This window comes from Streptomyces sp. NPDC096105 (assembly GCF_044763335.1).
GTDB lineage: Bacteria > Actinomycetota > Actinomycetes > Streptomycetales > Streptomycetaceae > Streptomyces.
The window spans coordinates 92,175-113,842 of record NZ_JBIWGC010000016.1; the positions used below are offsets into that span (position 1 = coordinate 92,175).

Consider the following 21,668-nt stretch of genomic DNA (forward strand, 5'->3'; position numbering starts at 1 on the left):
CCGGAAAAAATTCTTCGGAGAGGCGGCAACCCTTCCCGCTCCGGCGGCGACCAGGAGACGCAAAGACCCTCTCCACGCAAGGAATGGCATGACTGCACGAGCCGAACAGCGCGTCTCCCACCGGCGCCGGACCGCGAAGAGGCGGGTGGCGATCGCCGGGTTCTCCGCGCTCGGCATCACGGGTGCGGCGATCGTCACCTCGACGATGCTGTCCACCGCGAGCGCCGCCCCGTCCTGGCCCTCGGACACCGGCGGCAAGCCGGTGTCGAAGACCGTGCCGGTCTCCGGCGTCTACGACGGCGGCATGAAGAAGTTCTACGGCACCGGCGCCCTGGGCGGCGACAGCCAGGACGAGGGCCAGGACCCGATCTTCGAGCTGGCCGACGGCGCCACGCTGAAGAACGTCGTCATCGGCACCCCGGCCGCCGACGGCGTGCACTGCAAGGGCAGTTGCACGCTGGAGAACGTGTGGTGGCTGGACGTCGGCGAGGACGCCGCCAGCTTCAAGGGCAAGTCGTCGTCGGCGCAGTACAAGGTGATCGGCGGCGGCGCGCGGAAGGCCGACGACAAGGTGCTGCAGTTCAACGGCGCCGGCACGCTGACCGTGAGCGGCTTCCAGGTCGAGGACTTCGGCAAGCTGGTGCGCTCCTGCGGCAACTGCAAGACGCAGTACAAGCGCACGATCGTGCTGAAGGACATCGACCTCACCGCGCCCGGCAAGTCGATCGTGGGCATCAACACCAACTACGGCGACACCGCCACGCTGTCGGGGATCCGCATCCACGGCGACAGCAAGAAGAAGATGAAGACCTGCACCCGCTACCAGGGCAACAACTCGGGCAAGGAGCCGAAGGACCTCGGCTCCGGCCCCGACGGGAAGTACTGCAAGTTCTCGGACTCGGACATCACCTACAAGTGATCCCGCCGCGTCCGTGACGTGACCCCGGGCCGCCGTCCCGACGTCCGGCGGCCCGGTCCCGGCGACGTCCGAACCCCCCTCGGGCCCGCCGGGACCCCGGCCCTTCGGACCCCCGTCCAAAGGGCCGTCAGGGCGCCCCCGCCGGCCCACGCCCGGTGGGGGCGTCCGCGTTTCCCGGTGCGGGCCCTCCGGTGCGGAGTCCTCCGCGCGGGTGTCCGGGGCCGGCGGCCACCAGCGGCGCGGCGAAGCCGGACACGGCCCTGCACGGCCCCGAGCCAGAGGTCCCGGGTCGCCGCGTCCGTCCGGACGCGGGAGGACCGCCCGGCCGCGTCGTCCACCGGCGGCTCCCACCGGGAAGCCCCCGTGACACCGCCCCGGGCGCGCCGTCCGGCCACCGCGCCCGGGGCTCTGCTCACGGGCCCCGGCCGGGGCGTCGTCCCCGGCCTCGCCCCCCGTGCCGACGAGCGGTGCTTCGCCGGCGCCGCCCGCGACCTGGCGTCCGGCGCGGTCCTCACCGGTCACGGCACGCCCGCTCCCGGGCCGCACGGTTCACCGTGACGGCGGTGACCGGGGACCGCCCCGCCGCTCCGGCGTCGCGGAAGGGACGGGCCGGCAGGTCCTCGGCCGCGCGGATCAGCCGCGCAGGACGGAGCCGAGCCAGGCGTGCACCTCGTCCTGCATCGCGGCGTCGAAGACGTGGCCGGCCTCGGGCCAGGTCTTCAGCCGCAGCCGTTCCTCCGCCCCGCACGAACGCCAGACGGCGCGCAGCCGGTCGTACGCGGCCCGCACCCCGCCGGCGGGGAAGAGGGCGTCGCGTCCGCCGTGGAAGAACAGCATCGGCTTCGGCGCGGCGATGCTCGCCACGTCGGGGATGTCGAGGTACCGGGCGAGCCCGGGGTGGAGCATGTGGAACGCCGACTGCCCGCGCAGCGTGTTGTTGCCGGGGACCATCATCTCCCTCAGGCCCGTCATCCAGCACACGCTCGCCGCGGCCGCGACGTCGTCGCTGAGGGCGGCGACCTGCCAGGCCCGGTAGCCGCCCATGGAGAACCCGAGGGCGGCGACCCGGCGCGCGTCCACCCGGTCCAGTCCCGCCAGGAAGGCCGCGGCCCGCTGGTCCTCGCGGGCGTGGAGTCCGGCGAGCGAGGAGCCGAGGTGGAAGAGGTTGCTCGCCAGCGCCTGTTGCTGCTCGTGGGCGAGGGGGCCGCGCTCGCCCCAGCCGAGGGCGTCCAGGCAGAGCACGACGTGGCCGCGCCGGGCGAGTTCGTCCCCGACGAAGCGGCCGTCGAAGTGCCGGCCGGCCCATTCCCCGGCGGAGGCGAGCCGGGCGTCGTCGTACCAGGGCCGGACGGCCTTCTCCTTGCCGATGTCGAACCGGGAGCCGTGGTCGTGCAGCAGCAGTACGGCCGGGAAGGGGCCGGTGCCCCGCGGGGTGAGCAGGGCGCCGCGGACCCGCGTGTGGCGGGTGAGGGTGACGGTCACGAGTTCGCGCGTGAAGCCGTCGGCCTCCGAGCGGTCCGTGTACCGCGGCGCGTACGGGAGGCCGTCCTGGCGGGGCACGACGAGCAGTTCCTCGACCTTGGCCCGGGCCGCCCGCCGCCACGCGGGGAAGTCCCGGACCGGCGAGGTGCCCCAGGCGAGCGGGAAGCGCAGGTCGTCCCTGAGCGCCCGGTGGAGGCCGGGCGGGCCGGGGACGGGGGCTGTCACCGGGGCCGCCAGTCGCCGAGGTGGGCCCGCGGGGTGTGGGAGGCGGCCCGGACCCGGTCGAGCTGGGGCCGGTTCTCCGGCACGGTGATCACGGCACCCGGTCCGGTGTTGCGGTACTCGGCGAAGCGCTGCTCCTGCCAGGGGTGGCCGCTCGACATGTTCGCGTACGGGGCGACCGCGTCGATGCCCGCGTCGATCCGGGTCTCGCGGACGGTGAGCATGGGCCGGGCGGTCGGGTCGGAGCTGGGCACCCAGGGGCGGGCCAGCTTGTAGAAGCCGTCCGGCGCCTCGCTGCTGATTCGGCTGCGGGTGACCAGGAAGCCCCGCGGGGCGGCGACGGCGGTGGAGGGCGCGAAGACGAAGCCGAAGGGGGCGGAGCTCAGGTCGGGGCGGAGCAGCGTGCGGAAGTGGCAGTCCTCGAAGACGGCCGTGGCCCGGCCGAAGACGAAGTCGACGTCGCCCTCGGCGTAGCAGCGCGCGAAGTACTGGCGGGCCACGGTGGCCGGGGACGCCGAGTCGGCGTAGAGGGTGTCCTGGTGGCCGAGGAACCGGCAGTCGAAGAAGGCGCTGCGGTCGCCCATGACCTTGACGGCGACGGCCTGTGTGCCGCTGATGCCGGGGTGGTCGGCGCGCAGCCAGTCGTTGGCGAAGGTGATCCGGCGGGCGGTGAAGCCGTCGGGGCGCAGGGTGGTGGTGGCCGACCCGGAGGTGCCGTAGGTGCCGCCTCCGGGTTTGGGGGTGCCGGCCGCGTTGTCGTGGACGACGACCACGTCGCGGGCGTCGTCACAGGCGCCGATCCAGGTCATGTCCGTGCGGTCGGCGGGGACGGAGACGGTCTCGCGGTAGACGCCGGGGGCGATGACGAGGGTGCGTCCGGGGCCGGTGGCGGCGTCGACGGCGGCCTGGACGCCGGTGAAGTCGCCGGCGCCGCGCGGGTGGACGTACAGGGTGGTGGGGGTGAGCCGCGCGGACGGCGAGCCGTGGCAGCCGAACGGGCCGCGCGGGCGGCGGTGCGCGTGGGCGGGTGGGGCGGTCAGGGCGAGGGCGGAGCCGGCCGCGGCGCCGGCCAGCAGGGCGTTCCTCCGGGACAGGGGCGAGGGCATGCGGGTGCTCCTTGGGGGGCGGGCGGGAGCCGGTGCGGTCGGCCGTGGGGGCGGACCGCACCGGCGGCTCGGCGGGTGCGGGTCAGCGGAGGCGGCCGGCGCCCGCGCCGAGGCCGACCAGGACGGGCACGGCCCACGCGGGGTGCACGGTCCTGCGCAGGGTGGGCGTCCAGCCGGCGCCGGAGCGCAGGGTCTCCTCGGGGATCTCCGCGTTGTGCACGGCGATCAGGTCGACCGGCCTGCCGTTGACCAGGTTGTGCCGGGCGGTGAGCGGCGCGTCGTTCCAGCGCTTGAGGATCTTCGCCGGGCTGATGCCCCGGGGCAGGGTGAACGCGTTGTGCTCGGCGACGAGCTGGGACTCCTTGCCGATGCCGAAGCTGTAGCCGTAGCCGGAGCCGGCCACGAAGTGGTTGTTGTAGACGTCGACCTGCCCGAAACGGACGCGCGGGGTCCGCTCGGTGAGGTCCTCGAACAGATTGTGGTGGAACGTCACCTTGAGCTTGCCGCGGTCGCCCGCGGCGGTGGACTCGCTGTCGCTGTTGCCGATGAGGATCGTCTTGTCGTGCTCGGTGAAGACGTTCCAGGAGGCGGTGACGTGGTTCGCGCCCCGGACGATGTCGAGTTGGCCGTCGTGCTGCTGGTAGAGCATGCCGAAGTGGGTGGGGGCCGCGCTGTCGGGGTGCGCGCCGTCGGTGAAGGTGTTGTGGTCCAGCCACACGTGGGTCGAGCCGTGCACGACGACGGTGTCGTACTCGCTGTTCCAGTTGCCGCGGTCGCCGTCGGTCGGGTCCCACTGCGGGAAGCAGTCGACCGGGCTCTCCAGGGTGAGGTTGCGGACGATGACGTTGTCGACGCCCTTGATCTGGAGGCTGGCGCCCTTGACGGCGGCGCCGCGGCCGACGCCGATGATCGTGGTGTTGGAGGGGACGTTCACCTTGACCGCCGCGTCCTGGTTGGCCGCGGAGGCGCGGCGCAGGCCCTCGGGGCTGTCGTCGGGCTCGTCGGCCAGGTCCCGGTCCAGGCCCCAGGTCTCGGGGGCGTACGTCTCCAGGTAGGCGTCGAAGTCGTAGCCGGGGGCGGCGAGCGCGTCGCAGCCGTCGGCGACGGCGTCGAGGGTGCCCTTCACCTTGATGATCTTCGGGGCGTCCCCGCCCTCGGCAAGGGCGGCGGTGAACTGGTCCCAGTCGGTCACGGTGCGGACGTGCGCGGCGTCGGCGGCGGCGCCTCCGGTGGTGCCGGTGCCGTGTGCCGCCCAGCCGTCGCCCGCGGGCAGGGTCTGGCGTGCGGGGTCGCGGTGCGCGTGCGCGGGGGTGTGGGCCTGCGCGGCGGTACCGGTCAGGGCCAGTGCGAGGGCGGTGCAGCCGGCCAGCACACCGACTCTTCTGCCATGCCCATGCCATGCGAATGCGTTCATGGTGCGGCTCTCCTGTTCATGGTCCGGGGGGTGTCACGCGGCGGCCTCCGGCCAGGTGATCCACGACGGGGGGATCTCCTGGTCCAGCCGCCGCACGTCGTGCGGCGCGAGCACCCGGGTGCGCAGCAGCTCCCGGGCGACCAGCCGTGCCACGGCGATCGCGCCCGTCGGGGAGAAGTGGGTGTTGTCCTGCTCGGTGTCGGTCCAGTTGAAGTACGTCCGCGTCGCCTCGGGCCCGAGCTCCTGCCACAGCGCCAGGGACAGCGCCTGGACGTCGAGCAGCGCGACCCGCTCCTGCCGGGCCAGCGCCCGCATCGCCGCCGGGTACTCCCCGTGGCTGGGCACGGCCCGCCCGTCCGCGTCGAACCGCCGCCGCTCCACCGGGGTCGCCAGCACCGGACGCGCTCCCCGCGCCCGGGCGCCGTCCAGGTACCGGCGCAGGTACTGCCGGTACGTGGTCCAGGGCTCGGTGTACCGGCTGGGGTCGCCGGTCTTCTCGTCGTTGTGCGCGAACTGCACGAGCAGCAGGTCGCCCGGCCGGATGCCGGCGAGGATCGCGTCCAACCGCCCCTCGTCGGCGAAGCTCTTGGAACTCCGCCCGTTGACCGCGTGGTTGGCGACGGCAAGACGGCGCCGGAGCAGGAAGGGCAACGCCGTCCCCCACCCCGTCTCGGGCGCGGCGTCGGCGTACTTCTGGGCGGCGGTGGAGTCACCGGCGATCCAGAGCGTCCGCCGGCGCGGGGCGCCGTGCGCCGTACCGCTCACGGCCGCCCCCAGAGGGACACCGGCCCCGGCGACGACAACCTGTCTGCGCGAGAGGGACACAGCCTGTTCCTTTCCACGAAGGCCGACAGAACCAGGGGCGCGGGGAACTGCGCGCCCGGCCGGGGACGGCCCGCGGCCTGCGCACTCGCAGGCCGCCCCCGGCGGAAGGCACCGCTCAACTCATCTGCTCGTCCCACTCGGCCTGCGCCTCGTTCAGCTGCTTGGCCAGACCGTCCAGGAAATCCTTCGCACTCATGTCCCCGAGCAGCACCTTCTGGAAGGTCGGCTCGTTGTCCGCCTTCGAGATGGTGTTCCAGTCCGGCAGGTAGTACGGCAGCTGCACGATGGTCGTCGACCCGTCGCTCAGCGCCTCGGCGGCGAGCTTCGTCGGCTCCGCCTTCGCGATCCACGCGTCCTTCGCGGCGTCCGCGTGCGCCGGCACCTGTCCCGCCGACTCGTTGAACTTCGAGTTGGACTGCGCGGAGACGGCGAACTCGATGAACTTCCAGGCGGCCTCCTTGTTCGAGGAGCTCTTGAACAGGCCGAGGCCGTCGACCGGGTTGGAGACCTGCACCCGCTTGCCGCCGGGGCCGACCGGCTGCGGGATGCCCCGGAACTTCTCCGTGCCCAGCGCCTTCACGTGGTCCTGGTAGGAGCCGAGGTTGTGGTTGAGCATCCCGATCTCGCCGGAATCCCACTGCGCGACCATCTTGGTGAAGTCGTTGTTGAGGTCGGCGGCGGGGGTGACCCGCTTGAACAGGCCCGCGTACTTCTCCAGCGCCTTCACGTTCTCCGGGGCGTTGACCGTGGTCTTCTTGCCGGTGGAGTCCCAGAACGAGGTGATGCCGGACTGCCCGTACATCGCGTCCAGGGCCTGGGCGATGGAGCCGGCGCCGCCGCGGATGGTGTAGCCGAAGCGGTTGTCGCCCTTGTCGGTGAGCTTCTCCGCGGCCTCGAAGAAGCGGTCCCAGGTGGTCGGCTCCTGAAGGCCCGCCTTCTCGAACATGTCGGTGCGGTAGTACAGCACGCCGTTGTTGGCCGAGGTCGGCACGGAGTACAGCCGGTCGTCCCCGCCGCCGGCCGCCCGCAGCGACTCGATCATGTCCTTGTTGAGCTTGCCGTCGAGGGACGACCCCTCCAGCCGCTCGTCCAGCGGTTCCAGCGCGCCCTGGGCGGCGAAGCCCGCGAGCATCGACGCGCTGATGCCGCCCACGTCCGGCATGCTGCCGCCCTGGATGGCGGTGTCGACCTTGGACTGGTACTCGGTGGAGGCGATGCCGACGTACTGGACGTCGATGTCCGGGTTCTCCTTCTCGAAGTCGGCGATGATCTCCTTCCAGATGTCGGTGCGGACACCGCCGTTGTTGTCCCAGAAGACGATCTTCCCGGTGCCGTCGCCCTCGGCTCCCGCGCCCCCGCCGCTGCCGCCGTCCCCGCAGGCGGTGGCGGTCAGGGCGAGGACCGCTCCGAGGGCGACGGCCGCCGACGTCCTGCCGCGGCGCCCGCTGCCCGTGCTTCTTCCGAGAATGCTGATCTTCATCGGTCGGCTCTCTTCTCCTGGATGCGGATCCTGAACTGCGTGAACGTGGCGGTGCCGGCGTGTCCCTGTCCGGTGGGCGCCAGGGCGACCAGGCCGAGCAGAGCACCGACCCAGCGCCAGGGAGTCGCGGCGAAGACCCGGCCGGAGGGACGGAAGCCGTCCCCGGTGCCGTCTTCGGTACCGTCCCCCGTGTGGTACGAGAAGCGGCAGCGCGCGCCGGCGCCGATGTCGACGCGCAGCCGGGCCCGGCCGCCGGGAGCGGGGCGCGGGGGTGCGGCGTCCCGCTCCCTCCCCCACTGCCCCGAAGACGTGGGAGGCGCCCCCATGGCCGCCGGCTCGGCGAACCGGTGCACCAGCCGCACCGCGCCGTCGGGGCCGCGCTCGAGTCCGATCCAGCTGTAGGCGTCCCCGAGCACCACGAGTCCGGCGCGCGCCCCGGGTTCGCCGTCGTCGAGCCGCAGGTCCACCTCGACGGTGCACGGGGCGCCGGGCAGCCGCTGGGTGAGGACGTGGGGCAGCAGCCGCAGGTCGTGCGCGTCGGCGGTGCGGACGCAGGTGAGGCGCAGTCCGTCGGCGGAGTGGTGGGTGGCCCAGCCGTCCCGGGGGTTGGCGGTCCACTGCCACTGGCGGCCGGGGCGCCCGCCGGGGAAGTCGTCGTCGCCTGCGGGCGCGGCGGGCGGCTGCGGCGGCAGGTCCGGGCGGCGGTGTGCGGCGACGGGGGCGCCGTCGTCCCCGATCACCGGCCAGCCGTCCGTGTCCCAGCGCATCGGCTGGAGGTGGACGACCCGGCCGTAGGCGCCGCGCTGCTGGAAGTGCAGGAACCAGTCCTCGCCGGACGGGGTGCGCACCCAGCCGCCCTGGTGCGGGCCGTTGACGTCGGTGTCCTTCTGCTCCAGGACCACCTTCTCCTCGTACGGGCCGAAGAAGGCGCGGGAGCGGAAGGCGCCCTGCCAGCCGGTCTCCACTCCCCCGGCGGGGGCGAGGATCCAGAACCAGCCGTCGTGCCGGTAGAGCTTGGGCCCTTCGAGGGTGAACCAGCCGGGGATGCGGTCGCCGTCGACGATCACCTTGCCCTCGTCGAGGAGTTCGGTGCCGTGCGGGTGCATCCGGTGGCCGGTGAGACGGTTCTTGACGCCGGAGCGGGACTTGGCCCAGGCGTGCACGAGGTACGCCTCACCGGTCTCGTCGTCCCACAGCGGGCAGGGGTCGATCAGCCCTTTGCCGGCCTTGAGCAGGTGCGGGCGGGTCCACGGGCCGCGGATCTCGGGGGCGTTGACCTGGAAGATGCCCTGGTCGGGGTCGCCCCAGAAGATCCAGAAGCGGCCGTCGTGGTGGCGCAGGGACGGCGCCCACACCCCGCAGTCGTGCCGGGGCACCGCGAACTCGCTCTCGGGTTCCAGGCGTTGCAGGGCGTGGCCGACGAGGGTCCAGTTGACCAGGTCGCGCGAGTGCAGCAGGGGCAGTCCGGGGACGCGGCCGAAGCTGGAGGCGGTGAGGTAGAAGTCGTCGCCGACGCGGATCACGTCGGGGTCGGACCAGTCGGCGTTCAGGACCGGGTTGCGGTAGACGGGCTCGGCCGGGCCGGCGCTCATGGGTTCACCGCCTTCGCGACCAGGGCGGCCGCCTCCGCGCGGCCGAGGCGGCCGTCGGCGACGACGGTGACGACCCGGCGCTCCACCGTCCCCCCGGGCGGGACCGGCAGCCGCGCGTCGTGCGCGAGGGAGGAGCCGACCCCCGGGTACTCGTCGGTGCGCACGAACCAGGGGTCGCGGCGGGTCTCCTCGGTGGCCGCGGCGAACACGAGGGTCCAGGCGGAGCCGGCCAGGGCGACCCAGCCGGCGGTCCGCCCGTGCACCGCGTCCGTGCCGTCGGCCGCCGCGGTGAACACGTCCGGCGCCGCGTCCTCCTTGCGGGCCCGCCAGAAGAAGCCCCCGTAGGCGGCGCCGGGGCGGCCGTTGGTGGCGGGGCTGCCGACGGACAGCGGGCGTCCGGTGACGTTGGTGAGCGCGAAGGCGAGGTCCAGGGCCCACGCGCCGTCGGAGAGCGCGGTCGCGGTGACCGTGCGCCGCTCGCGCAGCAGTTCGCCGGGCGCGGCCGTCCAGCGCAGTTCCTCGGTGAAGCCGTCGGCCTCGCGCCGGTGGTAGGCGGTGTGCCGCTGGGCGCCGTGGTTGTCCAGCTCGGTGGGGCCCTGGTCGCGGACGTAGGTGCGGCCGCCCCAGAAGTTGAACCCCTCGACGTCGGGAACGGCGACACCGACGCCGAGGTGGTGTGCGTGGTCGGCGGGGCTCAGCTCGGTGACCGCCGTGCCGGCCAGGGTGGTGACGGGGTGCAGATAGGGCCGCGGGGAGAGCCGGGCCGGCAGTTCCGGCCGGGTGACGTACCGGCCGACGGGCCGGCCGGCGACGCGCAGCACCACGGAGTCGTTTCCGGTCATCGGGTGCTCACCTCTTTCGGCGGACGGTGGTGGGCGGGCCGGGCCCAGGGGGCACCCAGCTCGGAGTAGAGGGACAGGCGCTCCGCGGCGGCCGCGACCAGGGCGTCGACGCCGGGCACCACCCGGCGGTCCTCGCCGGGGACGCGGCGCCAGGCGCCGTCGGGCAGCGGGGCCGGGTCGGGGGCGGTGCGGATCGCCTCGACGACCCGCATGAAGGCGCCGGTGTCGTCCGGGGTGACCAGCAGCGGCGTGCCGTCGTCCAGGTGCGCGACGAGGTTCTCCAGCAGGTCGGTGCGGCCGAAGTGGAGTTCCTCGGGGCCGTGGTCCGCGCGCTGGAGCAGGACCCGGTCCTGCTTGTACCAGAAGGTGATCCGGCCGCTGGTGCCGTGCACCACCACGTACGGCTCGTCGGCCCGCTCCGCGCACAGGGTGGCGGCGACGGTGACCGGGCCGCCCCGGACGGTGGTGACGCGGACGCAGGAGGTGTCGTCGGACTCGATGTCGTTGGCGCGCAGCAGCTCGGTCTCGATGCCGGCGACGTCCTCGGCGCGGGTGCTCCCGGCGAGCGCGAGGGCGGTGGCGACGGCGTGCGCGAGGGGGTTGGTGAGCGCCCCGTCGACCACGTCGACGCCGTCGAGGCGTCGCCGGCCCGCCCAGGGCGCGCGGCGGAAGTACGCCTCGGGGCGCACCCAGGCGCCGGCCCCGCCGATCCCGGTCACCCGGCCGACGGCGCCCTCGGCGATCAGGCCGCGGATCGCGGGCACGGCGTGCGAGCCGAGCGACTGGAAGCCGATCTGGCAGGCCACCCCGGCCGCGGCGACCCCGTCCGCCATCCGGCGGAACTCGGCGTACGACGGGGCCGGGGGCTTCTCCAGCAGCAGGTGCACGCCCCGCTCGGCCGCGGTGAGGGCGAGTCCGGTGTGGGTGGGGATGGGGGTGCAGACGACCGCGACGCGGGCGCCGGTGGCGTCGAGGAGCGCGCCGAGGTCGGCGGACTGCTCGGGGAGGTCGCCGCCGAACTCGTCCTCGGTGAGCGGGGTCAGCTCGCAGACGCCGGCGAGCCGTACCCGTCCCTTCGCCTGGAGGCGGCGGATGTTCTCCACGTGCCAGCGGCCGTGGCCGCGGGCGCCGGCCAGGACGACGGGCAGCGGGGCGCCGGATGCGGCGGGCGAGGCGGTCATCCCTTCACCGCCCCCGCGCTGAAGCCGGTGATCAGCCACTTCTGGATGAAGGCGAACACGATCACGACGGGGACGGCCGCGATGATGCCGCCCGCGGCGAGCGCGCCGAGGTCGACGCTGTCCGCGCTCATCAAGGTGTTGAGACCGACCGGGATGGTCTGCTTCTCCTGGTTGTTGAGGAACATCAGGGCGAACAGGAAGTGGTTCCAGGAGTGCACGAAGGCGAAGGAGCCGACGGCGATCAGGCCGGGCCGCAGCAGCGGCAGGACGACCACCCGGAACGCCCGGAACCGGTTGCAGCCGTCGACCCAGGCGGCCTCCTCCAGGGAGTACGGCACGTTCTTGATGAAGTTGCTGATCAGGATCATCGACAGCGGCAGCTGGAACACCGTCTCCGCGATGATGACGCTGCCCAGGGAGTTGATCATCCGCAGTTCGGCGAAGATCTCGAACAGCGGCACGAGCAGCAACGCGCCGGGCACGAACTGGGAGCAGAGCAGCGCCAGCATGAACCCGCGCTTGATCCTGAAGTCGAACCGGGCGAGGGCGTAGCCGCCGGCCAGGGCGACCAGGGTGGTCATGAACAGGGTGACGACGCCGACGAGCACGCTGTTCTGGAAGAAGGTGGCGAAGCCTCGGTCGGTCCACACCTTCTCGAAGTGGGCGGTGGTCATCGGCCAGGGCACGAGCGAGGTGGAGCCGGCCGGGCGGAGCGCGAACAGCAGGATCCAGTAGAAGGGGATGAGGGTGAAGACGAGGTAGACGCCGAGGGGCAGGTAGATCTGCCAGCGGGGCGCCTCGTCCCAGGCCCGGTGCCGCTTCGCGGGCCGGGGCGGCTCGGGGACGGCCGGCGCGGGGGCGGGGGCGGCCACGGTGGCCTCCTTGGTGATCACTTCTCGCCTCCGAACTTGCTCAGCCGCAGGTAGACCATCGAGCAGAAGAGCAGGATCACGAACGCCACCGTGGTCAGCGCCGACGCGTAGCCGAAGTCATGGGCGTCGACGGAGGTGTTGGCGATGTACAGCGGCAGCGTGGTGGTCGTGCCGGCGGGTCCGCCCCCGGTCAGCGTGTAGAGCAGGTCGACGTTGTTGAACTCCCACACGGCGCGCAGCAGCGTGGAGAGGATGATGGCGTCCTTCAGGTGCGGCAGCGTGATGTGCCAGAACTGCTTGATGCGGCTGGCGCCGTCCACCTCGGCGGCCTCGTACAGGTCCTTGGAGACGGACTGGAGGTCGGCGAGGATGAGGATCGCGAAGAAGGGCACGCCGCGCCACAGGTCGGCCACGACCGCCGCGGGGAACACCGTGGAGGTGTCCGACAGCCAGCTCACGCCGTACTCGCCGATGCCCATGTCCGCGAGGTAACGGGTGATGCCGGTCTGGGAGTTGTAGAGCAGCACCCAGATCGCGGAGGTCAGCACGCCGGAGACGGCCCACGGGGAGAAGACCAGCGCGCGGCCGAGGGCCCGGCCCACGAAGGTCTGGTTGACGATGAGGGCGAGGGCGAGGCCGAACAGCAGTTGCAGGCCGACCTCGACGAACACCCACTTGGCGCTGAAGACGAGGGTGTCCCAGAAGAGGGGGTCCTCGGTGAAGATGCGGGTGAAGTTGTCGAGTCCCGCGAAGCCGTTCCGCCAGGGTTTGGTGGGGTTGTAGTCCCGCAGGCTGTAGTAGAAGACGCTGAGGACCGGGTACGCGATGAACCCCAGCATGAGCAGGGCGGCCGGCGCGATCAGCAGGTAGGGCAGTCGGCGGGGTGTGGCGGAGGCACGGCGCCGCCTCGGTGGCGCGGGCGGTTTCGCCACGGCTGCGGCTTGGGCCATGACTGTTCTCCGTTTCTCGGTACGTCGTGCTGTGCGGTGCCTGGGGCTGTGGCGTGGGTGGGTAGGAAGCGCTTTCTGCACGGGTGTGCGGGGCCGGTTCCGCCCGGGCGGGCGGGTCAGCCCGCGTACGGGTCCTGGACGGTGCCCGGGCGGGCGAGGAACTCGAAGTCGCAGCCGGTGTCGGCCTGGGTGATCTGGTCGTCGTAGAGCGCGCCGTAGCCGCGCTCGTGGCGCGCGGGCGGCGGCGTCCACTCCGCGCGGCGGCGACGCAGCTCCTCGTCGTCCACGTCGAGGGTGAGGGTGCGGTTCTCGACGTCGAGGGTGATCGGGTCGCCGGTGCGCACCAGCGCGAGCGGTCCGCCGACGTACGACTCGGGGGCGATGTGCAGCACGCAGGCGCCGTAACTCGTGCCGCTCATACGGGCGTCGGAGATGCGGACCATGTCCCGCACCCCCTGCTTGAGCAGGTGGGCGGGGAGCGGCAGCATGCCGTACTCGGGCATGCCCGGGCCGCCCTTGGGGCCGGCGTTGCGCAGCACCAGCACGCTGTCCGCGGTGATGTTCAGCGCCGGGTCGTCGATGGTCCGCTGCATCTCCTTGTAGTCGTCGAAGACGACGGCGGGACCGGTGTGCCGGAGCAGGTGCGGTTCGGCGGCGATGTGCTTGATGACGGCGCCGTCGGGGCAGAGGTTGCCGCGCAGCACGGCGACCCCGCCCTCCTCCGCGACCGGGTTGTCGCGGGTCCTGATGACGTCGTCGTCGTGCACCCGCGCGCCGGCGAGCTGTTCGCGCAGGGTGTCGTGGCAGACGGTGGGACGGTCCAGGTGCAGCAGGTCCGGGATCCGGGAGAGGAACCCGGGCAGCCCGCCCGCGAAGTGGAAGTCCTCCATCAGGTACGTCTGCCCGCCGGGCCGTACGTTGGCCAGCACCGGGACGGTGCGGGCGATGCGGTCGAAGTCGTCGAGGGTGAGCTTCACGCCCGCGCGTCCGGCCATGGCGATCAGGTGGATGACGGCGTTGGTGGAGCCGCCGAGCCCGAGGACGGTCGTCACGGCGTCCTCGAAGGCGTCCGCGGTGAGGATGTCGCCGATCCGGCGGTCCTCGCGGATGAGGTCGACGATCGTCATGCCGGCCTTCGCGGCCATCCGGTCGTGCCCGGAGTCGACGGCCGGGATGCTGGACGCGCCCGGGACGGTGACGCCGAGCGCCTCGGCGGCGGCGGTCAGCGTGGACGCGGTGCCCATCGTCATGCAGTGGCCGGGCGAGCGGGCCAGGCCGCTCTCCAGCTCCTGCATCTCGCAGTCGCCGATGACGCCGGCCCGCTTGTCGTCCCAGTACTTCCACATGTCGGTGCCCGAGCCGAGGGTCTCACCGCGCCAGTGCCCGGGCAGCATGGGCCCGGCGGGCACGAACACGGCGGGCAGGCCGGCGCTGGCGGCGCCCATGAGCAGGGCGGGCGTGGACTTGTCGCAGCCGCCCATCAGCACGGCCCCGTCGACCGGGTAGGAGCGCAGCAGCTCCTCGGTCTCCATGGCGAGGAGGTTGCGGTAGAGCATGGGGGTCGGCTTCTGGAAGGTCTCGCTGAGGGTGGAGACCGGGAACTCCAGCGGGAAGCCGCCCGCCTGCCACACCCCGCGCTTGACGGCCTGGGCGCGGTCGCGCAGGTGGACGTGGCAGGGGTTGATGTCGGACCAGGTGTTGAGGATCGCCACGACCGGCTTGCCCAGGTGCTCCTCGGGCAGGTAACCGAGCTGGCGGGTGCGGGCACGGTGGCTGAAGGAGCGCAGTCCGTCCGTGCCGTACCACTGGTGGCTGCGGAGCTCTTCGGGTGACTTCATACCGACCATCCGGCGACGATGGCGGCGACCTCGGCGCGCTCGCTCTCGGGCAGCGGCCTGCTGGGCGGGCGGACCTCGCGGCGGCACAGCCCGAGGGAGGCGAGGGCCTCCTTGACGACGGTGACGTTGTTGGCGGAGCCGTTGGCGGCGCGCAGTTCCTCGAAGCGGCGGATCTGCTCCCACACCTTCATGGCGGTCGGGTAGTCGCCGGTGCGCAGCGCCTCCAGCATGGTCAGCGACACGGACGGGGCGACGTTGACCAGCCCCGAGGTGAAGCCGGTCGCGCCGGCCGAGAAGTAGGAGGGGGCGTACGGTTCGGCGAGCCCCGCCACCCACACGAAGCGTTCCAGTCCCGCGTCCCGGGCGAAGGCGGCGAACCGGGCCGCGTCCGGCACCGCGTACTTCACGCCGATCACGTTCGGGCAGGCGTCGGCGAGTTCGGCGAGCCGGGCGCCGGCGAGCTGCGCGTTGCGGAGGTAGGGGACGACGCCCAGCTCGGGCACGGCCTCGGCGATGGCCCGGTGGTAGTCGACCCAGCCGCTCTGCGAGACGTACGGGTGGACGGGCTGGTGCACCATCACCATCTGCGCGCCCAGCTCGCGGGCGTGCCGCGCGGAGGCGACCGCCGTGGGCACGTCGTGGCCGACGCCCACCAGGATCGCGGCGCGGCCGCCGGCCTCCTCGGCGGTCAGCTCGGTGACCAGCCGCCGCTCGGACGGGGTGAGGGCGTAGAACTCCCCGGTGTTGCCGTTGGGGGTGAGGGTCGTGATGCCCCCGTCGAGGAGGCGGCGCAGCAGGGCCCGGTAGGCGTCCGGGTCCACGGAGCCGTCCTCGGCGAACGGGGTCACGGGGATCGCCACCACGTCGGCCAGGGCGGCCCGCTGGAGCTCGAACGTCCGGGACTCGAACGTCCGGGGTTCGCCCGCCCGGGGTTCGCCCGCCCGGGGTTCGCCCGCCCGGGGTTCGCCCGCCTGAGGGGGAGACGTCGTCGTCATGCCTGACCGTCCTTCCGGGATTCCTGCGCCGCCGCGAGCTCCGCCGCGAACTCCGCCTCGAACTCCGCCTCGGGGAAGGCGCGTCGCACGAAGGACGCGATGTGCGCGTGCAGGGCGCGCGCGGCGCCGTCCGCGTCCCCGGCGAGGGCCAGGTCGAGGATCACGCGGTGCTCGTCGGCCTCCCGCTCCCAGGACGGGTCGGCGGCCCAGGCGACCGCGGAGACCAGGGCGGCCTGGTCGCGGACCTCGTCGAGCATCCGGCCGAGCAGCGGGTTGCCGCAGGGCAGGTAGAGGGCGCGGTGGAACTCCCGGTTGGCCAGGGAGCGTTCGGCGGTGTCGGTGGCCTCGTCGGCGCGGGTGAGCGCCTCGCGGGCGTCGTCCAGGGAGGCGCCGCGGCGCACGGCGCGCTTGAGCGCCTCCGGTTCGAGCAGCAGCCGCACGTCGTAGACCGCGCGTGCCATGTCCGCGTCGACCATGCGCACCGTGACGCCCTTGTACTGGCTCATCACCACCAGGCCGGTGCCGGCCAGGGTCTTGAGCGCCTCCCGCACCGGGGTCTTGGACACCCCGAACTGTGCGGCGAGGTCGGTCTCGACCAGGGCCTGGCCCGGGGTGAGCCGGCCGGTGAGGATGCGGCGTTTGATCTCCTCCAGCACGTACTGCGTGCGGGAGGGGATCGGCGTGGGCACAGAGGTCATGCGCGCCTCTCGGATCTCGCGTCGGATCACGCGTATCGGATCTCGCGTATCGCGTCTCATATATGACGTACGAAGTACGACGCGGACGACCGTAGGAGTGGCCCGGTGTTTCGTCAATGCTTCGCGCAAAGGAAGTTGGGGTTGCCGGGGCGGGGCGGATGTGACGCGGGGCGTCCTGATCGGGCGCTTCCGGGGCAGATCGACGCGGTCCGTCTCTCGGGCGGTCGCCCGGTGCCGGAGGGCGGTGCGCGCCCCGGCGGAGCGGCCGGGGCGGGGCCGCCGAGGGCCTCCGGCGCCTGTGGGCGGACGCCGTGCTGCGCCCGCCGGCCCTGGCGGGCGGGGTCACCATGCTGTGCGCGGGCGTGAACGGGGCGCTGGTGTACGCCGTGGTCGAGGACCTGGGCCGCTCCCCCGCCTACGCCGGTGTGCTGTACGCCGTCCAGGGCGCGGGGTCGGTGGCGGCCGGACTGCTCCCGGGACCGGCCCAGCGGCGGCTGGGCGCCCGGCGGTTCGCCGCGTACGGCATCGGCCTCCTGGCCGTCGCACTGGCACTGCGCGCGGCGCCGTACGACCCGGCGGCCTGGGCGAGCAGCGCCGCGATCGGCGCGGGGCTGCCCGCCGTGCTGACCGCCGCGCTCACGAGCGTGCAGCGGCGCACTCCCGGCCCACTGCTGGGCCGGGTCACCGCCACCACCCTGGTGCACGTCCCGAACGTGATCGGGCTCGCCGCGGGCGCGGCGCTGGTCGAACTCCTCGGCCGGCGCGCCCAGTTGATTGCCCTCGGGGTGGTCCTCTGGGGGGTGACGGCGACGGTGCTGGGTCAGAGGTCCGCCAGCGCCGACCGCACGGCGGCGAGGTCCGCGTCCGACGCCAGCCCGGCGTGATACAGGCGCAGTTCGGTCGCGCCCAGGCGGCGTGCCTCGGCCGCGTCGGCGGCGAGGGTGCCGGGGCTGCCGCCCATGCCGGAGACCACGGTGAAGTTGGCGGCGAGCACGGCGCCCTCCCGGCCCTCGCGGGCGAACGGGGTGACCGGGCCGGGATCACCGGTGCAGGGCACCACCACGCCGTCGGCGACGGAGAGGATGTGCGCGGGGTCGACGCCGGCGTTGGCGCCGCAGTGGTAGGACACCGGGTCGGCGTGCAGCAGCACCTGGAAGCCGTCGGGCGCGGCCCGGCGCACGGCGGCGACGGCCGCCTCCTGGAGGGTGCGGGCCGTGCGGTCGCGCCACGCGCGCGTGGCGTGCGCCCGGGCGTCGCCGAGCAGTTTCCCGACGCCGGCCCAGCCGCCCCCGGAGGGCGCCCCTCCCCGCCACACCGGGTCCAGCGCCTCCCGTACGGCGGCGGCGAGTTCCTCCGCGTCCAGCCCTTCCTCCCCGTAGCCGTCCCGGCAGTCGGGGCAGAAGCACAGGGACATCAGGTACTGCCCGGCGTCCCCGAGCGGGACCCCGGCGGTCTTGTCGTGGGCGTGCAGGTGGGCCAGTCCGTACCAGCCGAGGGACTCCAGTTCGGTGCCGCGGGCGCCGGGACGCACGGCCGCCTCGGCGGCGAGATCCGTCAGGTACGCGCGCGTGTCCGGCCGGGCGATGCAGGGCGCCCAGGGGTAGCGGTCGCCGTAGGCGTTGACCACCGAGGTCTCCGGGTGCTCCGCGCCCAGGCGGGAGGTGTGGGCGAGCACCACCCAGGTGTGCACCTCGAGACCCGCGTCCGTGAGCGCGGCGGCCGCCTCGCCGAAGGCGTCCCCCGGCGCCCAGTCGCCCGCCGGATGGGGACGCAGGCGGCGGCCGGACCAGCGGGACCCGTCGACCGGGTACAGCACGGCCGCGTACTCGGCGGTGACCACGCGGTGCCGGGGGTGGCGGGGGGTCAGCGCGCGGGTGGAGTGGTAGGCGGAGGCGAGGGTCACCTGTGCGGTGCCCAGCTCCGCGAGCCGCGCGGGAGCCCCGGGGTCCCCGTTGACGTCCCAGGGGTAGACGAACGCCGATGCCTTCACATGCCCTCCTCGAGCAGCGCCTGTCCCCGCTCGATCAGCCGAGCGAGCTGCTTGAGATGATCCCCGGCCGGCTCGTGCAGCGGGGGACGGACCTCCCCCACGTCCAGCCCGCGCAGCCGCACTCCCGCCTTGACCAGCGAGACGGCGTAGCCCCGGCCCTGGTCGCGCAGGTCGGCGAACGGCCGGTAGAAGCCGTCGGTGAGGCGGCGCACGGTGGCCTCGTCGCCGGTGCGCAGGGCGGTGTGGCAGGCGAGGGCGATCTCCGGCACGAAGCAGAACACCGCGGACGAGTACAGGGAGATGCCGAGGCCGCGGTAGGCGGGCTGGGTCAGTTCGGCGGTGGGCAGCCCGTTGAAGTACAGGAAGTCCTCGACGCCGGCCGCGCGCACGGCGCTCACGGTGCGCTGCATCAGGTCGAGGTCGCCGTGGCCGTCCTTGAGGCCCACGACGCCCTCGGTACGGGCGAGCCCGACGACGGCGGCGGGGGTGAGGACGGCGTTGTCCCGCTGGTAGACGATCACCGGGAGGGAGGTCGCGGCGGCCAGCTCGCGGTAGTGCCGCAGCAGCCCCTCCTGCCCGGCCCTGACCAGGTACGGCGGCATGGCGAGCAGCCCGTCGGCGCCCGCGGCCTCGGCCAGCCGGGCGTAGCGCACGGCGAGGGCGGTGCCGTAGCCGGCGCCCGCGACGACCGGGACGCGCCCCTCGGCGGCCTCCACCGCCACCCGCACGCAGGTCTCGAACTCCTCGGGCGTCAGCGCGTGGAACTCGCCCGTGCCGCAGCAGGCGAAGACGGCGGCGGCCCCGGACTCCACGCCGCGCCGCACATGGAGCCGGCAGGCGGCGGGGTCGACGGCGCCGTCGGGTCCGTAGGCGGTGACCGGGAAGAACAGCGGCCCGCTGGGAACACTGAGTCGCGCGGCGAGAGGGGCTGACGTCACAAGCTCTCCCTGGTCGTGATCATGGTCCATATTCTTGATTGATGTCCATATCCGTGAACGCCCTCACGGTAGGACCCGCCGGGGAGGCGGGTCAAGCGGATCGTTGCACGCGACTGACGCCGAAGTGACGGGGGAGGGATACTTGACGCGCCGCGTCCTGCCTCCTTAGCGTGTCCACGCACGTGAACGGCGTACGCCCACCTGCACGTTCGCTCCGTATGTTCCGGCCGGCGCCGCAAGGAGACCCGCAGATGCCCGCTCCCCGCACCGTCCTGCTCACCGGCGCCGCCGGCGGCCTCGGCACGCTGATGCGGGAACTGCTCCCGCGGTACGGCTACGAGCTGCGGCTGTTCGACCTGCGGCCGGTGGACGGCGCACCCGACGCGATCGTCGGTGACCTGAGCGACCGGGACGCCGTGCGCGAGGCGGTGCGCGGGGCCGACGCGGTCGTGCACCTCGCGGGCATCTCGCTCGAGGCGTCCTTCGACAAGATCCTCAAGGCGAACATCGAGGGGACGTACCACCTCTACGAGGCCGCCCGCGAGGAAGGCGTCCGCCGGATCGTCTTCGCCTCCTCCAACCACGCCGTCGGCCACACCCCGCGCCCCCACGGCGACGACCCGCTGATCCCGGTCGGCACGCCGCACCGGCCGGACACCTTCTACGGACTGTCCAAGTGCTTCGGCGAGGACCTGGCCCAGCTGTACTGGGACAAGCACGGGGTGGAGACGGTCTCCGTGCGGATCGGGTCCTGCTTCCCGGAGCCGACGAGCGTGCGGATGCTGTCGCTGTGGATGAGTCCGGCGGACGGGGCGCGGCTGTTCCACGCGGCGCTGACCGCCGAGGGCGTGGGGCACACCGTGGTGTACGGCTCCTCCGCGAACACGCGGCTGTGGTGGGACCTGGGGCCGGCGCGGGCGCTGGGGTACGAGCCGCGGGACGACTCCGAGGTCTATGCGGAGAAACTGCTCGCCGAGCAGGGCGAGCCGGACCCGGCGGACCCGGCCCACGCGTGCCTGGGCGGCCACTTCGTGACGGACCCCCCGGTCTGGCCGTACTGACGGCCGCCCGTCCCCCGGGAAGGGCACACCGCGGCCTGCGGGCAGTCGTTCCGCCGGGGCGGCACGGGCGGGCGCAGGCAGCACCTTGCAGCGCGCCCGGGAGCCACCGCCCTGCGGCCCCTCGCGCCACCGCGTGCTGAGAAGCGCGCCGCGCGGCGGAAAACGTGCGGGCGTACACCCACGCGGGCACGAAACACACGTCCGCGCACCCGCAATCGGGCACCGGGACCGCCCGCTCCCACCCTCCACCCAGGTCCGAGCCGGACACCCGCCCGCTCAAGCGGGCACAACCGGGCAGCAACGGACCCGCAACAGACCTGGTCAGCGCCCCGCCCTCGCTGTACAACTTCCTGCAGTGGCCCGAACGGGCAACCAGGCACCACAGCGGCGAGTCGAGAAAGCAGGGGTCCGGCCATGAGCGACAGGACGGCCGAGGAGCGCCGGCGCGAGATCGTGCGGGTGGCCCGCGCCACCGGCTCGGTCGACGTGACCGCGCTCGCCACCGGCCTGGGCGTGGCCAAGGAGACCGTCCGCCGCGACCTGCGCGCCCTGGAGGACCACGGACTGATGCGCCGTACCCACGGCGGCGCCTACCCCGTGGAGAGCGCCGGCTTCGAGACGACGCTCGCCTTCCGCGCCACCCGTCACGTCCCGGAGAAGCGCAGGGTCGCCGCCGCGGCGGCCGGGCTGCTCGGGGACGCCGAGACGGTCTTCGTCGACGAGGGCTTCACCCCGCAGCTCATCGCCGAGGCCCTGCCCGCCGGCCGGCCGCTCACCGTGGTCACCGCCTCCCTGCCGGTCGCGGGCGCGCTCGCACAGAACGGCGACGCGTCCGTCCTGCTGCTCGGCGGCCGCGTCCGCTCCGGGACGCTCGCCACCGTGGACCACTGGACGACGAAGATGCTCTCCGGCTTCGTCATCGACCTGGCGTTCATCGGCGCCAACGGCATCTCCCGCGAACACGGCCTGACCACGCCCGATCCGGCGGTCGGCGAGGTCAAGGCGCAGGCGGTGCGGGCCGCCCGCCGCGTGGTGTTCGCGGGCGTCCACACCAAGTTCGGAGCGGTCAGCTTCTGCCGGTTCGCCGAGGTCGGCGCGCTGGAGGCGATCGTGACGAGCACCCTGCTCCCGGCCTCCGAGGCCCACCGCTACTCCCTGCTCGGACCTCAGGTCGTACGGGTCTGAGCAGTTCCGCGCACCCCACCGCACACCGCTTCACGTCCCCACGGGGCCGAACCATGCCAGGTGACGCCCGATGTCTCC

Annotated in this window: 19 protein-coding genes and 1 pseudogene; 5 read left to right on the forward strand and 15 right to left on the reverse strand. The window is 73.5% G+C overall.

Annotation, left to right across the window (positions count from 1 at the left end; all coding sequences use genetic code 11):
* Positions 1 to 88 precede the first annotated feature (88 nt).
* Both ACIQ8B_RS23675 and ACIQ8B_RS23680 read left to right on the forward strand, forming a co-directional pair.
* Entirely contained in the window at positions 89 to 919 is an 831-nt protein-coding gene (locus ACIQ8B_RS23675) for a pectate lyase (RefSeq protein ID WP_403549367.1), read from the forward strand.
* Between the two features lie 363 nt (positions 920 to 1,282).
* Entirely contained in the window at positions 1,283 to 1,477 is a 195-nt protein-coding gene (locus ACIQ8B_RS23680) for a hypothetical protein (RefSeq protein WP_403549369.1), read from the forward strand.
* A gap of 75 nt (positions 1,478 to 1,552) precedes the next feature.
* On the opposite strand, the gene ACIQ8B_RS23685 is transcribed toward ACIQ8B_RS23680, so the two are convergent.
* The 13 genes from ACIQ8B_RS23685 to ACIQ8B_RS23745 all read right to left on the reverse strand — a co-directional run bounded on the left by ACIQ8B_RS23685 (position 1,553) and on the right by ACIQ8B_RS23745 (position 16,416).
* Positions 1,553 to 2,626, reverse strand: a complete 1,074-nt coding sequence (locus ACIQ8B_RS23685) for a dienelactone hydrolase family protein (RefSeq protein ID WP_403549371.1) — start codon at positions 2,624 to 2,626, stop codon at positions 1,553 to 1,555.
* The gene (locus ACIQ8B_RS23690) at positions 2,623 to 3,729 is read right to left on the reverse strand and encodes a pectinesterase family protein (RefSeq protein WP_403549373.1); all 1,107 of its coding nucleotides are present in this window, start codon (positions 3,727 to 3,729) and stop codon (positions 2,623 to 2,625) included. Before ACIQ8B_RS23690 ends, ACIQ8B_RS23685 begins: the two co-directional genes overlap by 4 nt.
* Positions 3,730 to 3,811: 82 nt before the next feature.
* The gene (locus tag ACIQ8B_RS23695) at positions 3,812 to 5,143 is read right to left on the reverse strand and encodes a polysaccharide lyase family 1 protein (protein WP_403549375.1); all 1,332 of its coding nucleotides are present in this window, start codon (positions 5,141 to 5,143) and stop codon (positions 3,812 to 3,814) included.
* A 33-nt stretch (positions 5,144 to 5,176) separates the two neighbouring features.
* Positions 5,177 to 5,968 carry a rhamnogalacturonan acetylesterase gene (locus ACIQ8B_RS23700; RefSeq protein WP_403549377.1) on the reverse strand — a complete coding sequence of 264 codons (792 nt, stop codon included), beginning with the start codon at positions 5,966 to 5,968 and terminating at the stop codon, positions 5,177 to 5,179.
* Between the two features lie 115 nt (positions 5,969 to 6,083).
* Complete coding sequence (locus ACIQ8B_RS23705) at positions 6,084 to 7,448, reverse strand: ABC transporter substrate-binding protein (protein WP_403549379.1); 1,365 nt, start codon at positions 7,446 to 7,448, stop codon at positions 6,084 to 6,086.
* Positions 7,445 to 9,040 carry a family 43 glycosylhydrolase gene (locus ACIQ8B_RS23710; RefSeq protein WP_403549381.1) on the reverse strand — a complete coding sequence of 532 codons (1,596 nt, stop codon included), beginning with the start codon at positions 9,038 to 9,040 and terminating at the stop codon, positions 7,445 to 7,447. The genes ACIQ8B_RS23705 and ACIQ8B_RS23710 overlap by 4 nt, the downstream gene beginning before the upstream one ends.
* Positions 9,037 to 9,882 (reverse strand): PmoA family protein, encoded by an 846-nt coding sequence (locus tag ACIQ8B_RS23715; RefSeq protein ID WP_403549383.1) that lies wholly within the window; start codon positions 9,880 to 9,882, stop codon positions 9,037 to 9,039. Before ACIQ8B_RS23715 ends, ACIQ8B_RS23710 begins: the two co-directional genes overlap by 4 nt.
* Positions 9,879 to 11,063: a Gfo/Idh/MocA family protein gene (locus ACIQ8B_RS23720; RefSeq protein WP_403549385.1), complete on the reverse strand. Its 1,185-nt coding sequence runs from the start codon at positions 11,061 to 11,063 to the stop codon at positions 9,879 to 9,881. Before ACIQ8B_RS23720 ends, ACIQ8B_RS23715 begins: the two co-directional genes overlap by 4 nt.
* The gene (locus ACIQ8B_RS23725; protein WP_403549387.1) at positions 11,060 to 11,956 is read right to left on the reverse strand and encodes a carbohydrate ABC transporter permease; all 897 of its coding nucleotides are present in this window, start codon (positions 11,954 to 11,956) and stop codon (positions 11,060 to 11,062) included. Before ACIQ8B_RS23725 ends, ACIQ8B_RS23720 begins: the two co-directional genes overlap by 4 nt.
* The gene (locus ACIQ8B_RS23730; protein WP_290007862.1) at positions 11,953 to 12,885 is read right to left on the reverse strand and encodes a carbohydrate ABC transporter permease; all 933 of its coding nucleotides are present in this window, start codon (positions 12,883 to 12,885) and stop codon (positions 11,953 to 11,955) included. Before ACIQ8B_RS23730 ends, ACIQ8B_RS23725 begins: the two co-directional genes overlap by 4 nt.
* 116 nt (positions 12,886 to 13,001) lie before the next feature.
* A complete protein-coding gene (araD, locus tag ACIQ8B_RS23735; protein ID WP_403549390.1) occupies positions 13,002 to 14,732 on the reverse strand; it encodes an L-arabinonate dehydratase in 1,731 nt (576 codons plus the stop codon).
* On the reverse strand, positions 14,720 to 15,718 hold the full coding sequence (locus ACIQ8B_RS23740) for a dihydrodipicolinate synthase family protein (protein WP_403549392.1): 999 nt from the start codon (positions 15,716 to 15,718) through the stop codon (positions 14,720 to 14,722). The genes araD and ACIQ8B_RS23740 overlap by 13 nt, the downstream gene beginning before the upstream one ends.
* Complete coding sequence (locus tag ACIQ8B_RS23745) at positions 15,715 to 16,416, reverse strand: GntR family transcriptional regulator (protein WP_290007868.1); 702 nt, start codon at positions 16,414 to 16,416, stop codon at positions 15,715 to 15,717. Before ACIQ8B_RS23745 ends, ACIQ8B_RS23740 begins: the two co-directional genes overlap by 4 nt.
* Before the next feature lie 248 nt (positions 16,417 to 16,664).
* Here ACIQ8B_RS23745 and ACIQ8B_RS23750 point away from each other — a divergent pair.
* Positions 16,665 to 17,300, forward strand: a pseudogene (locus ACIQ8B_RS23750) (MFS transporter); the annotation flags it as partial.
* Here the strand turns inward: ACIQ8B_RS23750 and ACIQ8B_RS23755 are convergent.
* Complete coding sequence (locus ACIQ8B_RS23755; protein ID WP_403549394.1) at positions 17,237 to 18,406, reverse strand: hypothetical protein; 1,170 nt, start codon at positions 18,404 to 18,406, stop codon at positions 17,237 to 17,239. The pseudogene ACIQ8B_RS23750 and the gene ACIQ8B_RS23755 sit on opposite strands and share 64 nt — an antisense overlap.
* Complete coding sequence (locus tag ACIQ8B_RS23760; protein WP_403549396.1) at positions 18,403 to 19,344, reverse strand: 5-dehydro-4-deoxyglucarate dehydratase; 942 nt, start codon at positions 19,342 to 19,344, stop codon at positions 18,403 to 18,405. Before ACIQ8B_RS23760 ends, ACIQ8B_RS23755 begins: the two co-directional genes overlap by 4 nt.
* A gap of 251 nt (positions 19,345 to 19,595) precedes the next feature.
* On the opposite strand from ACIQ8B_RS23760, the gene ACIQ8B_RS23765 reads away from it, so the two are divergent.
* Complete coding sequence (locus ACIQ8B_RS23765; protein WP_403549398.1) at positions 19,596 to 20,405, forward strand: NAD-dependent epimerase/dehydratase family protein; 810 nt, start codon at positions 19,596 to 19,598, stop codon at positions 20,403 to 20,405.
* A 414-nt stretch (positions 20,406 to 20,819) separates the two neighbouring features.
* Positions 20,820 to 21,590 carry a DeoR/GlpR family DNA-binding transcription regulator gene (locus tag ACIQ8B_RS23770; protein ID WP_403549400.1) on the forward strand — a complete coding sequence of 257 codons (771 nt, stop codon included), beginning with the start codon at positions 20,820 to 20,822 and terminating at the stop codon, positions 21,588 to 21,590.
* The last annotated feature ends 78 nt before the right edge of the window (positions 21,591 to 21,668 follow it).